12 protein-coding genes are annotated in these 13,732 nt (G+C 69.5%); 5 read left to right on the forward strand and 7 right to left on the reverse strand.

Annotated elements, in window-relative coordinates; all coding sequences use genetic code 11:
* Window positions 1–63: 63 nt before the first annotated feature.
* The 7 genes from SY91_RS22420 to SY91_RS22450 form a co-directional block, all read right to left on the reverse strand.
* Window positions 64–1,002: a helix-turn-helix domain-containing protein gene (locus SY91_RS22420; RefSeq protein ID WP_012339722.1), complete on the reverse strand. Its 939-nt coding sequence runs from the start codon at window positions 1,000–1,002 to the stop codon at window positions 64–66.
* A 69-nt stretch (window positions 1,003–1,071) separates the two neighbouring features.
* Complete coding sequence (locus tag SY91_RS22425) at window positions 1,072–1,683, reverse strand: DUF3156 family protein (protein ID WP_185921389.1); 612 nt, start codon at window positions 1,681–1,683, stop codon at window positions 1,072–1,074.
* Window positions 1,680–3,182 (reverse strand): APC family permease, encoded by a 1,503-nt coding sequence (locus SY91_RS22430; RefSeq protein ID WP_124477995.1) that lies wholly within the window; start codon window positions 3,180–3,182, stop codon window positions 1,680–1,682. Before SY91_RS22430 ends, SY91_RS22425 begins: the two co-directional genes overlap by 4 nt.
* A 221-nt stretch (window positions 3,183–3,403) precedes the next feature.
* Window positions 3,404–4,744 carry an aspartate aminotransferase family protein gene (locus tag SY91_RS22435; RefSeq protein ID WP_185921390.1) on the reverse strand — a complete coding sequence of 447 codons (1,341 nt, stop codon included), beginning with the start codon at window positions 4,742–4,744 and terminating at the stop codon, window positions 3,404–3,406.
* Between the two features lie 58 nt (window positions 4,745–4,802).
* A complete protein-coding gene (locus SY91_RS22440; protein ID WP_034175240.1) occupies window positions 4,803–6,305 on the reverse strand; it encodes an aldehyde dehydrogenase family protein in 1,503 nt (500 codons plus the stop codon).
* 221 nt (window positions 6,306–6,526) lie between these two features.
* Window positions 6,527–7,255 carry a helix-turn-helix transcriptional regulator gene (locus SY91_RS22445; RefSeq protein ID WP_034175239.1) on the reverse strand — a complete coding sequence of 243 codons (729 nt, stop codon included), beginning with the start codon at window positions 7,253–7,255 and terminating at the stop codon, window positions 6,527–6,529.
* Between the two features lie 163 nt (window positions 7,256–7,418).
* Window positions 7,419–8,297 carry a neutral zinc metallopeptidase gene (locus tag SY91_RS22450; protein ID WP_034175238.1) on the reverse strand — a complete coding sequence of 293 codons (879 nt, stop codon included), beginning with the start codon at window positions 8,295–8,297 and terminating at the stop codon, window positions 7,419–7,421.
* Window positions 8,298–8,730: 433 nt separating this feature from the next.
* Here SY91_RS22450 and SY91_RS22455 point away from each other — a divergent pair, with 433 nt between their 5' ends.
* From SY91_RS22455 to SY91_RS22475, 5 genes are all read left to right on the forward strand, one after another.
* Entirely contained in the window at window positions 8,731–9,522 is a 792-nt protein-coding gene (locus SY91_RS22455) for an SDR family NAD(P)-dependent oxidoreductase (RefSeq protein ID WP_011547357.1), read from the forward strand.
* A 174-nt stretch (window positions 9,523–9,696) separates the two neighbouring features.
* On the forward strand, window positions 9,697–10,734 hold the full coding sequence (locus SY91_RS22460; protein ID WP_185921391.1) for a LysR family transcriptional regulator: 1,038 nt from the start codon (window positions 9,697–9,699) through the stop codon (window positions 10,732–10,734).
* A gap of 99 nt (window positions 10,735–10,833) precedes the next feature.
* On the forward strand, window positions 10,834–11,535 hold the full coding sequence (locus SY91_RS22465; RefSeq protein ID WP_185921392.1) for a DUF4286 family protein: 702 nt from the start codon (window positions 10,834–10,836) through the stop codon (window positions 11,533–11,535).
* A 51-nt stretch (window positions 11,536–11,586) separates the two neighbouring features.
* Window positions 11,587–12,906 carry an MFS transporter gene (locus SY91_RS22470; RefSeq protein WP_185921408.1) on the forward strand — a complete coding sequence of 440 codons (1,320 nt, stop codon included), beginning with the start codon at window positions 11,587–11,589 and terminating at the stop codon, window positions 12,904–12,906.
* A gap of 49 nt (window positions 12,907–12,955) precedes the next feature.
* Window positions 12,956–13,657: a DUF2848 domain-containing protein gene (locus SY91_RS22475; protein WP_006480911.1), complete on the forward strand. Its 702-nt coding sequence runs from the start codon at window positions 12,956–12,958 to the stop codon at window positions 13,655–13,657.
* Window positions 13,658–13,732 lie beyond the last annotated feature (75 nt).

A 13,732-nucleotide genomic window follows, 5' to 3' on the forward strand; every position in this document is an offset into this window, starting at 1 on the left:
CGGCAAACGGTGAGAGGTGCGGCCCGCGACGGTGCCCGGCGGCGCCGTCGCGGTGCGGATGCGTCATTCGGGACGCGTCGTCTGGGAAGGCAGTTCGCCGAACAGGTCGCGATACTCGCGCGCGAAATAGCCGAGATGCGTGAAGCCCCAGCTCGCGGCGGCTTCGCCGACGCCGAGTTGCTGCGCCGACGTCGTGCGCAGCAGGCGGCGCACCGCGTTCAGCCGGATCGTGCGCAGGTAGCCGACCGGCGTGACGTCGGCCACGCGCTGAAAGCTCGTTTGCAGCGTGCGGCGGCTGCAGCGCAGCGCGCGGCACAGTTCGAGCACGGTGACGGGTTCTTCGGGACGGTCGCGCAGATGCTTCTCGCAGCGGCTCACGATATCGCTGTAGGTCGCGTGCGTGATGTCGCGGCGCTCGACGCCGATCCCCTGTTCGAGCGCATCGAGGAACATGCCGAGCATCGCGTCGCGAAACATCTTGCGGGTCGCCGCGTATTCGAGGCAGCCGGGGTTGCGCTGGGCATCGTCGATCAGGGCCGACAGCCGCACGCCGAGCGCGACGCCCTGCGCGTCGGACAGCCGCGTCACGTGCCGCAGCCTGCGCGCGCCGGCCGCGCCGAATTCTGCCTCGCACAGCTCGTCGACCATGTCGGACGACGCGCTGATCCCGACGAGCCCCATCCCTTCCGGCGTGTGGAATTCGAAATCCTCGCCGGCGCGCAGCGCAAGCAGCGCATAACCGTCGACCGGCTGGCCCTGGAACGTGCCCGCGAGCGGCACGGACAACGGTACCGCGAGCGACGTGCGCCCGGCCGGCGCGAGCCCGGTTTGCGCGACACGCCGGTTGGTCGTCTCGCGGAAGAAGTGGAAATCGTCGTACAGCACCTGCGTGACGGTGCCCTTGAAGCGGCCCGGCGTCATCTGACGGTACACCTGATGCCAGCCCGCGATCGCGAGCCCGTGATCGTGCACGTCTTCGTGTGAGCGTGACTGGAACAGCATCGGCATCTCCGGTAAAACCCTGATTCCTGGATGCGCCCGCCGGGTTCGCGCGGCGCGCATCGCCACAGCTTACCCTCGCAAAATCCCGCGTAGTGTGGTTTCGAACGCAAGACAGGCCGCCAACAGCGCCGCGGCCTGCTCGTCGATCAGCCGGACATAGCGGCGAAACGACGGCATCCGGTTGACGACCTCGCTGCCGCCGAACGGCACGATCGCGAGCGTCCAGCGGCCGTCGCGCGCGTCGCCGTCGTGCGCGTCGATCACGCAGTCGGTCAGGTGCAGCGGCCGCAGCGCGTCGGCCACCGCCGGGCCGGCAAGCAGCGCGGCCAGCGTGTCGATGAAGGCGGGATCGCATCCGGGCGCGAGCGCCGCAGCAATGCCGGTACGGCGCAGCCAGCCGGTCTGCCGCACGCGCGCACTGCCCTGTACGGCCGGACCGTTCGCGGCCACCGTCACCTTCACGCTGACCGTATGCATCAGGAACTGACGCTCGACGCGCTCGTCGACGCGCACGCGCACGCCGTTCGGCAACCGCGCCGTGGCACCGCCAACGCCGCCAGCACCGTCGTCATCGCGCACGGCCCGCAGGTCGGCGAGCACGCGCGCGGCGATCGCGCCGGGCCGATGGCCGGGCGGCGGCGCAACGGGCGCCGCGCGCCAGCGGGCGAGCGCGGCCTTCACGATGCGACGTGCTCGTTGCGCAGCACGTCCTCGACCGGCACCGGCCTGAACGGATGCCGGCGCTGCACGACCAGCGTCCAGAACAGCGCGTACAGCGCGGTGAGCCCGAGCATCGCGCCGAACGGCACGTAGATGTCGCGCGGGTTCATGCCGGGCGGCGTGATGTACCAGATCGCGAGCACGATGCCGACGCTCGACACGATCTGCGGCAGCGGGAACAGCGGCGAACGGTACGGCCGCGGCAAGTCCGGGCGGCGGATGCGCAGCATCACGACCGACGCGGTGACGAGCAGGTACGCGGTACCCCACGCGCAGGTCGCGGCGAGCACGAGGTGCAGGATGCTGTCGAGATTGCCGTTGATCAGCCACGCATGGAAGATCGGCACGATCGCCGACGCGACGATGCCGACCACCGGCGTCTTGAAACGCGGATGCAGGTACGCGAAGCAGCGCGGCAGCGCGCCGTCGATCGCCATCCCGTACAGGATGCGCGGCAGCCCGGCCATCAGCGTGTTGATCGTCGCGGCGCCCGCGCACAGGAATGCGATGCCGAACCACACGCGGCCGAACGGGCCGAGCACCTGCAGCGCGAACGCGGGAATCGCGCCCGGCGTGTCGAGCAGATGCGTGAGGCCATCGGGGCTCACCGGCACGTTCGCGACCTGGCGGCGGATCGCCGCGCCGTACAGGAACATGCAGATCGCGACGCCGACGAGGCCGAGCGCCATCGCGCGCGGGATCGTGCGGCCCGGCGCCTTCATTTCCGGCGCAAGCGGCGTGACGAACTCGCAGCCGACGAACATGAACATCGCCATCCCGACCAGCGACAGTACGGCCGGGATCGACGTGCCGACTTCCGAGCCGCCGAACCAGCCGTCGAGATGCACGGCCGGCGCGGCCGCGAGCCCGAGAATCCCGAAGATCATCAGCGACAGCCACATGCCGGCCGTCAGCACGATCTCGAGCTTGCTGAATACCTTGATGCCGATGATGTTGGTGATCGCGAACGTGACCACGAGGCCGACGCCGACCAGCCACGAGCTGTTGTGCTTCTCGAACGCGGCGTTCAGCGATTCGAAGTTCACGAGCGCCATGATGCCGCTCAGGATCGTCTCCGCGGTGCCGGCGAACACGTGCACGAGGAAATAGGCGGAAATCGTGCCGGTGATCGCCCAGAAGCGGCCGAGCCCGCATGACAGGTAATCGTAAACCGAGCCGGCCGTCGGCAGCATCGCGGCGGCTTCGGAAAACGTGGTGGCCTGCGCCTGCATCATCACGAACGCGATGATCATCGCGACCGCGAACGCCCAGCCGCCCATCCCGAAGCCCGACGTCGCGGTGAGGATCACCGGGCTCGCCATGATGAGGCCGACGGCGCTCGCCAGCGCGGTCGGAAAACCGACCGCACCGGCCTTCAATTCGGTGCCGCTGCCTGCTTCAGCCGACGCACCGGCGGGCGTATCGCCCGCGGCGCCGGTCACTCCCGACCATCCCGACATCGTTGTCTCCTTCGTAGGTTGGCCCGAACCGGCGCTTCGTCAGCGGCCGGGGCCAGATGCTATGCGGTCGGGCCCGGGCGGTGCTTCAGCGCTTCGACGCCCGGGTCCCCTGTCGATCACGGCGTGATCCGATGTCGAAAAAATACGCAGGCAAAATAATCCGGTCATAGCGCAAATCGGCAAATCCGCGACGGCGTTTACCCGCCGTCGCGGCTTCGCCGTCATGCGAACGGGACGGCCTCGAAGCCGGCCGCGAGCGCGTCGACGATCCGGTCGAGCTGTTCGCGCTGGATCACGAGCGGCGGCGACAGGATGATCTTCGTGCCGACCGGGCGCACCAGCACGCCGTTCTCGCGGGCGACTTCCGCGACCGCGTTCGCATAACCCGACAGCGGATCGATCGGCTCGCGCGTGTCCTTGTTCGCGACGAGGTCGAGCGCGAGCATCAGCCCCTTGCCGCGCACCTCGCCGACCGCCGCGAAGCGTTCCGCGAACGGCTGCAGCGCTTCGAGCAGATACGCGCCCTGCTCCGCCGCATTCGCCGGCAGATCCTCCTTCACGACGATGTCGAGGCTCGCGATCGCGGCCGCGCATGCCACCGGGTGGCCTGCGTACGTGTAGCCGTGCATGATCGCCCCGCCGAAATCGGCATTCGCGGCGAACGCGTCCTCGATCCGCGCATTCACGACCGTCGCGCCGAGCGGCACGTAGCCTGACGAAATCCCCTTCGCGAGACACATGATGTCCGGGCGCACGCCCCAGCCGCGGCTGCCGAACAGGCTGCCGCTGCGGCCGAAGCCCGTCACGACTTCGTCGGCGATCAGCAGCACGCCGTAGCGGTCGCACACCTCGCGCACCAGCGGCCAGTAATTGGCCGGAGGCACGATCACGCCGCCCGCGCCCTGGATCGGCTCCGCGATGAACGCGGCGACCGTGTCCGGGCTCTGGAACTGAATCTCTCGCTCGAGCATTTCCGCGCAGATCCGGCCGAGTTCCTCCGGGTCCTGCGTGAACGGATTGCGGTACAGCCACGGCGTCTCGACGTGGAAGCAGCCGGGCAGGTTCGGCTCGTAGTTGCGGCGGAACACCGTATTGCCGTTCACCGACGCGCCGCCGAAGTGCGTGCCGTGATACCCCTGCTTCAGCGAGATGAACTTCGTGCGATCGGCCTGGCCGCGCACCTTCCAGTACTGGCGCGCGATCTTCAGCGCGGTCTCGATCGAGTCCGACCCGCCCGAGCTGTACAGCACGCGGCGCATCCCTTCCGGCTCCAGCATGTCGATCACCTTCTTCGACAGCTCCTCGGCGCGCGGATGCGAAATGCCGTCGAACAGCTGGAAGTATTCGAGTTCGTCGAGCTGACGCACGATCGCGTCCTTCACTTCCTGGCGGTTGTGGCCGACGTTCACGTTCCACAGGCCCGCGACGCCGTCGACGAGCTTGCGCCCCTGTTCGTCGAACACGTAGCAGCCGTCGCCGCGCACGATGCGGATCGGCTTGCGCTGTTTCATTTCGTTCGGGTGCAGCATCGGGTGCCAGAACTTCGCTTCGTTGTAGCTCATTGCAATCTCCACTGTCGGATCGGTTGAATCGGGTTCGTTCGGGTTCGGGAATCGCGCGTCAATGCGCGATGCAGACGGATTTGGTTTCGGTGAAGCCTTCGATCGCGTACTGGCCGAATTCGCGGCCGATGCCCGATTGCTTGTAGCCGCCGAACGGCATCGACGGATCGAGCGGGATATGGCAGTTCACCCACACCGTGCCGGCCTCGATCTGCGGCACGAGGTTCATCACGCGTTTCAGGTCGTTGCTCCAGATGCTCGCGGCGAGGCCGTACGGCGACGCGTTCGCGAGGCGCACCGCGTCGGCCGCGTCGTCGAACGGCACGACGACGATCACCGGGCCGAATACCTCGTCGCGCACGATCGCGCTGTCCGGGTGCGGATCGGCGATCACGGCCGGCTTCACGTAATAGCCGGGCAGATCGTCGGCCGGCGTGCCGCCCGCGAGGAACGTGAGGCCCGCGCGGCGCGCGCCTTCGATGTGCTGGACCACCTTGTCGCGATGCTGCGCGGACACGAGCGGATTGATCTGCGCGGTGGTGTCGAGGCCCGCGCCGAGCTTCATCGACCGCGCGACGCCCGCGAGGCCGTCCGCGAGTTGCGCGAACTTGCTGCGATGCACATAGATGCGCGACGCGGCCGCGCACACCTGCCCCTGGTTGAAGAACGCGCCGGCGGCGACGCCGTCGAGCGCCTGCGCGACGTCGACGTCGTCGAGCATCACGATCGGGTTCTTGCCGCCGAGCTCCAGCGAGAAGCGCGTCATGTTCTGCACGGCCGCCGCGCCGACCAGCTTGCCGGTCGCGGTCGAGCCGGTGAACGAGATCTTCGCGATCGACGGGTGGCTCGCGAGCGCCGCGCCGCAGACGCGCCCGCCCGTGACGACGTTGAACACGCCGGGCGGCACGCCGGCTTCGCGTGCCAGCTCGGCGAGGCGCAACGCGGTGAGCGGCGTTTCCGGCGACGGCTTCAGCACGATCGTGCAGCCGGCCGCGAGCGCGGGAATCAGCTTCCACACCGCGATCATCAGCGGGAAATTCCACGGCACGATCGCGGCGACCACGCCGACGGGCTCCTTGCGCGTATAGGCCGTATAACGTGCGCCGGGCGGGAACGGGATCGACACGTCGAGCGTCTGGCCGGTGATCTTGGTCGCCCAGCCGGCCATGTAGCGCACGTACTCGACGCTCGCGCCGACTTCGACCGCGCGCGACACGTGAATCGACTTGCCCTGGTTCAGCGTTTCGAGCTGCGCGAGCGTTTCGGCGTCGGCTTCGATCAGGTCGGCGAGTTTCAGCAGGATGCGTTCGCGGTCGGCCGGCCGCAGCCCGCTCCAGACGCGCGTGTCGAACGCGTGTTTCGCGCTGGCGACCGCGCGGTCGACGTCGTGCGCATCGGCATCGGCGACGGTCGCGAGCCGCTCGCCCGTGGCGGGGTCGTACACGTCGACGCGCGCTGCCGCGTGCGACGGCTGCATGGCGCCGTCGATGAAGAGGCCGAAGTCGCGCGCAACGAAGGTGCGCACGGTGTCGCTGACGGCGACGAAGTTCGTGTTGCTCATGGGCGTCTCGTTGATTGTCGTGGCTGGACCGCGTGCCGGTGAGGCACGCGGGCGTCGGACCACTGTATCGACGAGGAATCGCGCGCGGTGAGCGCAAATTGGCAGCGCGTGGGGGAATCAGATGCGGGTGAGCCGGACGCGCGCAAACGTGGCGTCGCGACGGACGAACGTCGCGTTATCGTCCGACGAATGACGCGATGTGATTGCGAACAGGGAAAAACTTACAGGAACAGCGCGCCGACCAGCTCCGTGCGGTTCGACACGCCGAGCTTGCGGTACATGCGCATCAGGTGCGTCTTGATCGTCGGTGGCCCGAGCGCGAGGTCGCGCGCGATCTCCTTGTTCGAGTAGCCGTCGCGCACGAGCCGCGCGATCTGCTCCTCGCGGTAGGTCAGCCGTTCCTCGCAACCGATCCGGTGGATGCCGCGCCGCGCGCGCAGCAGCGGGCTCAGCGCCGCTTCGGCGACCGGCTGCAGCCGCGCGAGCGCGTCGATCTCGCCGGGGGCGAACCGTCCCGCGGTGCCGTTGCCGTTCGCGTCGCCCATGCCGAAGCGCAGCAGCGAGAACGCGCCGACCGTGCGACCCGCGTCGCGCAGCCAGATCTCGACGACATCGGCCACGTCGTGCCGCCGCAGAAAACGGGTCCAGTACGCGGATGCCGCGCGTCGTTCGTCAGGCAGTTGCGACGCGAGCGTGACGACCGCGCGGTCGCCCGCCGCGCAGCGTGACGGATGCAGCGGATCGAGCAACCGGTAGCGGGCGACATAGGTGCGGTGCATCGATTCCGGCATCCCGAACAGCTCGAAATCGGCCGGCTCGCCGCTCTGGTCGAGCCGATAGAACACGATCGCGGACGGGCTCGCGAACGCGTCGAACGCATCCACGCACGCGTGCAGCGCGCGCTGCCAGTCGGCGGGAGCGTGGTCGGCGGGAACGGACAAGGTCGGCATGGGAAATCGGCTGGCGGATGGACGCATCGAATCTCGAAGTCCGGGCCAGCCTACCGGCGCCGAAAAGCGCCGGTGAGCACGAATCGGCAAATCGTCCCGGGCCGGCCAGGGTGGCCGGTTCAGGCGGGACGATGCCGGCGCGCGGCGGTGCGCGCGCCTCGTTTCAGCGAGCGTTCGCGGCGAACGTGTCGCAGGCGCTCACCTCGCCCGACTCCATCCCGCGCCGCAGCCAGTACACGCGCTGCTCGCTGGTGCCGTGCGTGAAGCTTTCGGGCACGACGTAGCCCTGCCCTTGCTGCTGCAGCCGGTCGTCGCCGATCGCAGCAGCCGCCTTCAGCCCCTGCTCGAAATCGCCCGGCTCCATCAGCCGCTGGTTCGCGCGCTGCGCGTTGTTCGCCCACACGCCGGCAAAGCAGTCGGCCTGCAGCTCCATCCGCACCGACAGTGCGTTCGCGCGCGCCTGGCTCGAGCGCCGGCGCGCGGCGTCGACCTTGTCGGCAATGCCGAGCAGGTTCTGCACGTGATGGCCGACTTCGTGCGCGATCACGTAGGCCTGCGCGAAATCGCCGCCCGCGCCGAAACGCTTGCGCAGCTCGTCGTAGAAGCCGAGATCGATATATACGTTGCGGTCGCCCGGGCAGTAGAACGGCCCCATCGCGGTCTGGCCGGTGCCGCACGCGGTCGGCGTCGAGTTCGTGAACATCACGAGCTTCGGCGGCTGGTACTGCGCGTGCAGCTGGGTGTTGAACACGCCCGTCCACGTGCGTTCGATATTGCCGAGCACCTTGCGCGTGAACACCGCGCCGGGATCGTTCGCCGGCGCGCCCTGGTGCTGGGTCGGCGCGGGCTGCGCCTGCTGCTGGCGGCCCTGCAGCGCCGACGCGCCTTCGAGCACGACGCGCGGGTCGATCCCGAAGAAATACGAGGCGGCCAGCGCGACCACGATCGTGCCGATGCCGATCGTCGCGCGCCCACCGCCGAACCCGCCGCCACCGCGTCGATCCTCGACGTTGGCGCTTTCTCTTTCGTCGTCCAGCCTCATTGCCGGCCCCTCCCTGTTCTTTTGTCGATGGTCCGGTCGCGCCAGCGCGCAACCGGGCGATACGCCGTGGCGACACGAGCCGTCGGCGGATACGCTACCTGTGTGTCGGACGCCCGCTCGCGCCGATCCGGCCTGCCGCGCCTTTGCTGGCCGCGCCTTTGCCGGCCGCGCCATTCTTACGACGGAATCGGCTGGCCGACGCGCGGCGCGTCGTTGCAAACGCCCGCTCGCACTATTTTGCCGGGCTTTCGTGGCTTATCGCAAAAATGTGGAGGATAGAGCGATTCGGCGTCAGACATCGTCAGCCTTTGCAAAATGGGCCACGGCCGCCGCACCTGGCCGTCCGGCCGACCCGCGTTCATCCTTTCGGCGGATACCGGCGCGCGCCGGCGCCGCCTAAAGTGGCCGGAACGCCCCCTTTCCGGAGAACGACATGACGCACCCGCCACCCCGCACGATCGCGATCACCGGCGCAGGCACCGGCATCGGCGCCGCATGCGCACGCCGCTTCGCCCGTCGCGGCGACCGCGTCGTGCTGATCGGGCGCCGCCAGGCGCCGCTCGATGCACTGGCTGCCGAGACGGGCGGCCTCGCGCTGGCCGGCGACGCGGCGAGCCCCGCCGACTGGGCCGGCTTCGTGCAGCGCATCGCCGAACGCTTCGGCCGCGTCGACGCGCTCGTCGCGTGTGCGGGCGGCCACGGCATCGGCCGCGCGGACGAAACCGACGACGCGCAATGGCGCGACGCGATGCACGCGAACCTCGACACCGCGTTCGTCAGCGCGCGTGCGTGCCTGCCCGACCTGATCGCGCAGCGCGGCAATATCGTGCTGGTCGCGTCGATCGCGGCGCTCGCGGCCGGCCCCGGCGTATGCGGCTACACGGTCGGCAAGCACGCACTGCTCGGGCTGGCGCGATCGCTCGCGCGCGACTACGGTCCGCACGGCGTACGGGCGAACGCCGTCTGCCCGGGCTGGGTCCGCACGCCGATGGCCGATGCGGAAATGGCCCCGCTGATGGCCGCGCACGACGATTCGCTCGACGGCGCGTACGCCCGCGTGAGCGCCGACGTGCCGCTGCGGCGCGCGGCCGATCCCGACGAGATCGCGGCCGTCTGCGCGTTCCTGGCGTCGCCGGACGCATCGTTCGTGACCGGCGCGACGCTCGTCGCGGACGGCGGCGCGATGGTCGTCGACGTGCCGACGCTCGCGTTCGACCGGCTTTGACGCCAGCAGGCGCGCCGCGCGTAGGAGACATCGAGCGGGCAGCGTGTCGTGAGCGACTACCGGTACCCGCCCACGACACGCGCGGCGCCGCCCGATCGTTTCCTGCCCGGGAAATCCGCTACCATCGACCGATCCCGCCGCTTCCGCCGGCACCGTCTCACCGTTCGGAATTCGATGAACATCCGGTTTCTGGAAACCTTCGTCTGGCTCGCGAAGCTGGAAAACTTCCGGCTCACGGCCGAGAAACTGCACACGACGCAGGCCGCCGTGTCGAGCCGCATCGCCTCGCTAGAGGAAGCGTTCGACGTGCGCCTGTTCGACCGCAACACGCGCTCGGCCACGCTCACGCCCGCGGGCCGGCGCATGCTGGCCTACGCGGAGCGGATCGTGCGGCTCGACGGCGAAATGCGGCGCGACATCGACGCGGCGAGCGACGCGGGCCTGATCCGGATCGGCGTGATCGAATCGATCGTGCATAGCTGGTTTCCCGCGCTGATGGCGCAACTGCGCGAGCGCTATCCGCGCCTCGACGTCGAGATCACGAGCGACACGACGCTGCATCTGATTCGCCTGCTCAGCACCGACGGCGTCGACCTGATCCTGCAGACCGACCCGGTGCCGGGCCCGGACTTCACGAACCTGCCGCTGTGCGAATTCCCGGTGCGCTGGGCCGCGAGCCCGCGCCTCGGGCTCGGCGGCCAGCCGCTCGACGTCGCGCGCCTGGCCGGGTTTCCGATCATCAGTTTCTCGCGCCACTCGGGGCCGCACGCGACGATCGAGCGGCTGTTCGCGGCGGTCGAACGGCCGGCCAGCATCAACTGCATCACGTCGGTTGCCGCGATGATCCGCCTCGTCGCCGACGGGCTCGGCGTGGCCGCGCTGCCGCCTGCGATCATCGGGCGCGAGTTGCAAGAAGGCACGCTCGAACTGCTCGACGTCGAGCCGGAATTCCCCGCGCTGCCGCTCGTCGCGACGTACCGCAGCCAGGGGCTGCCGGTCGCCGCGCGTATCGCGGAACTCGCGAGCGAAGTGGCACGCGCGATGGCAGCCGCCGCGAACCTCGCGAGCCCGGCCGTCACCGATCGCGCCGAAGCAACGCCCGCGCGCAGAGCGACAGAGGCAAATAACAGCACATCGGCAAAGGCGAAGCGCACGACGAAAGCCGCCTCGCCTGCCGCGCCCGCCGCGAAACGCCGTCCGCGCCGCTCATAAGAAAACCTGTTCACCGCGAATTTGTTTTCTTGTTGGACGGGTGCGGACCGTCTTCGGGACACTGGGGTTTCTGACCTACCCGTCTCGAGGAACCCCGCGATGACCCGCCTTTCCCTTCCGCACGGCCAGCTTTGCGTCTGGACGGATATCGACCCCGCGCACGAAGCCGATTTCAACGCGTGGTACGACCGCGAGCACATGCAGGAACGTGTCGCGATTCCCGGCTTCACGCATGCACGGCGCTTTCGCGCGACCGACGGCGGCCCGCGCCGATACCTCGCGCTGTACGTGACGGACACGCTCGACGTATTCCGCGGCGACGCGTACCGGCGTGCGTTCACGCAGCAGACCGCATGGTCGCTCGCGAACTTCGAGCGCATGACGGGCACGCAACGGCGCGTCGGCGAGCTGACGATCGAAGCCGGCGACGGCGAAGGCGCCCATCTCGCGCTGTTCGTGCTGCCGCCGGACCGCATCGACGTGCCGCACCTGCGCGCGCGCTTCGACGCCGCGCTGCAAGAACCGGGCATCCACGCCGCGCGGCTCTTCCGTACGTCGCCGGACCTGTCCGCGCCGATCGGCGCAGCGGCGGCCGCGGGCCCCGGCGCCGATGCGCTCGTGCTGGTCGAAGGCAGCGACGCAGCGGCCGCGCGCCGCGTAGCCGCTGAGCTCGCCGGGCACGACGACGTGCGCACCTTCGATCTGCTGTGGCGCGCCGCCGCACCGCTGCCGGCTGCGCATCGCGACGCCCAGGCGGCGGCCGAACCGGCCGCCGTCGTCGCCCCCGCCCTGCCTGCCTGAACGCTCGACGCCCACGCCGGCCCCGCGTTTCATCCCGTCATCCGTCACGACCTGCCCGATACCATGAGCACTCTCGCCCAGCCCGCCGCCCACGCGCCCCGCCGTGTCCGCAACAGCCGACTCGCGACCGCGAGCATGATCGGCACGTCGCTCGAGTGGTACGACTTCACGATCTACAACACGCTCGCCGCGCTCGTTTTCAACCATCTGTTCTTCCCGTCGGTCGATCCGCTGGCCGGCACGATCCTCGCGTTCTCGACCTATGCGGTCGGCTACGTGTCGCGCCCGCTCGGCGGCTTCGTGTTCGGCAACCTCGGCGACCGCATCGGCCGCCGCGCGGTGCTGATGCTCACGCTTGTGCTGATGGGCGTGACGACCGCGCTGATGGGCGCGCTGCCGACCTACGCGCAGGCCGGCATCCTGAGCCCGATCCTGCTCGTCGCGCTGCGCTTCGTGCAGGGCGTCGCGCTCGGCGGCGAATGGGCCGGCGCGGTCCTGCTGTCGGTCGAGCACGGCGACCAGAAACGGCGCGGGCTGGCCGCGTCGTGGACGCAGATCGGCCCGTCGTTCGGCACGCTGCTCGGCACCGGCTGCATCGCGCTCGTCACGCTGTCGACCACGTCCGACACGTTCCTGTCGTGGGGCTGGCGCGTGCCGTTCGCGGCCAGCGCGCTGCTCATCGCGTTCGGCTTCTGGGTGCGGCGCGGCGTCGACGAAACGCCGCAGTTCGAGCAGCTCGCCGAATCGCACGCAACCGCCGAAGTGCCCGTCGCCGACGTGCTGAAGTACCACTGGAAGCGCCTGCTGATCGCGGGCGGCTCGCGGATCGGCTCGGACGTGCTGTATGCGCTGATCGTCGTGTTCACGCTGACCTACGTGACGACCGTGCTACACCTGTCGCGCCCCGTCGCGCTGACGGCCGTGATGATCGGCACGGCCTGCAACGCGCTCGCGGTGCCGTTCTTCGGCGCGCTGTCGGACCGCTTCGGCCGCCGGCCCGTGTATCTCGCCGGCGCAATCGCCGGCATCGTGTGGGCATTCGTGTTCTTCACGCTGCTCGATTCCGCGCGCCCCGTGGCAATCGTCGCGGCCGTCGCGATCGGCCTCGTGATCCATGCGGTGATGTACGGCCCGCAGGGCGCGTTCGTGACCGAACAATTCCCGACGCGCGTGCGTTATGCGGGTTCGTCGCTCGCATACACGCTCGCCGGCATCGTCGGCGGCGGCTTCGCGCCGCTCGTGATCGCCGCGCTGTTCCGGCAGACGGGCACGACGACGGCCGTGTCGTTGTACGTCACCGCCGCGCTCGTCGTCACGTCGATCGCGCTCGTCGCCGCGCGCGAGACCGCGCACCGGCCGCTCGAGGATTGAGCGCCGCCGCCAGCCCAGTCATTCCTTCGCACTTCAAACGGATAACCGCATGCCAACCCTGTCGTTCAACGTGATTTCCCTGCAAGGTGCGCCGGCCGCCGTCGACGTCGACATCGAACGCGTCGTGATCGCCGGCTGGGCCGGCCGCGACCCGGCCGCGATCCAGGCACACATCGACGAACTCGCGGCGCTCGGCGTCGCGCCGCCGTCGACCACGCCGTGCTTCTATCGCGTGTCGTCCGCACTGCTCACGCAGGCGCCGTCGATCGACGTGCTCGGCGCACGCTCGGGCGGCGAGATCGAATGCGTGCTGGTCGACAGCCCGGCCGGCACGCTGGTCACGATCGGCTCCGATCACACGGATCGCGAAGTCGAAGCATACGGCGTCGCCGTGTCGAAGCAGGTGTGCGCGAAGCCGCTCGGCCGCGACGCGTGGCGTCATGCGGATGTCGCCGATCACTGGGATACGCTCGAGCTGCGTTCGTGGCTGATCGCGCGCGACGGCGAGCGGCGCGCATACCAGCACGGCGCGGTCAGCGGCCTGCTCGCGCCCGACGCGCTGTGGCACCGGTTCGACGATCGCCGCACGATGCCCGCGCGCTGCGCGATGTATGGCGGGACCGTCGCCGTGCATGGCGCGATTGCCGCGATGGGCGACGGCGATGCGTTCGAGATGGAACTGCACGATCCGGTGCTCGGACGCAGCCTCACGCATCGCTATGCGGTCGAGGTATTGCCGGTCGTGGCTTGACCGCGAACGGAAAACCGCAAGGGACGCGGGCACGACGGCCGTCAGTCGTCGCGCCTGCTCCTACCTGTACGACTC

The sequence above is a fragment of the Burkholderia cenocepacia genome (assembly GCF_014211915.1).
Lineage (GTDB): Bacteria > Pseudomonadota > Gammaproteobacteria > Burkholderiales > Burkholderiaceae > Burkholderia > Burkholderia orbicola.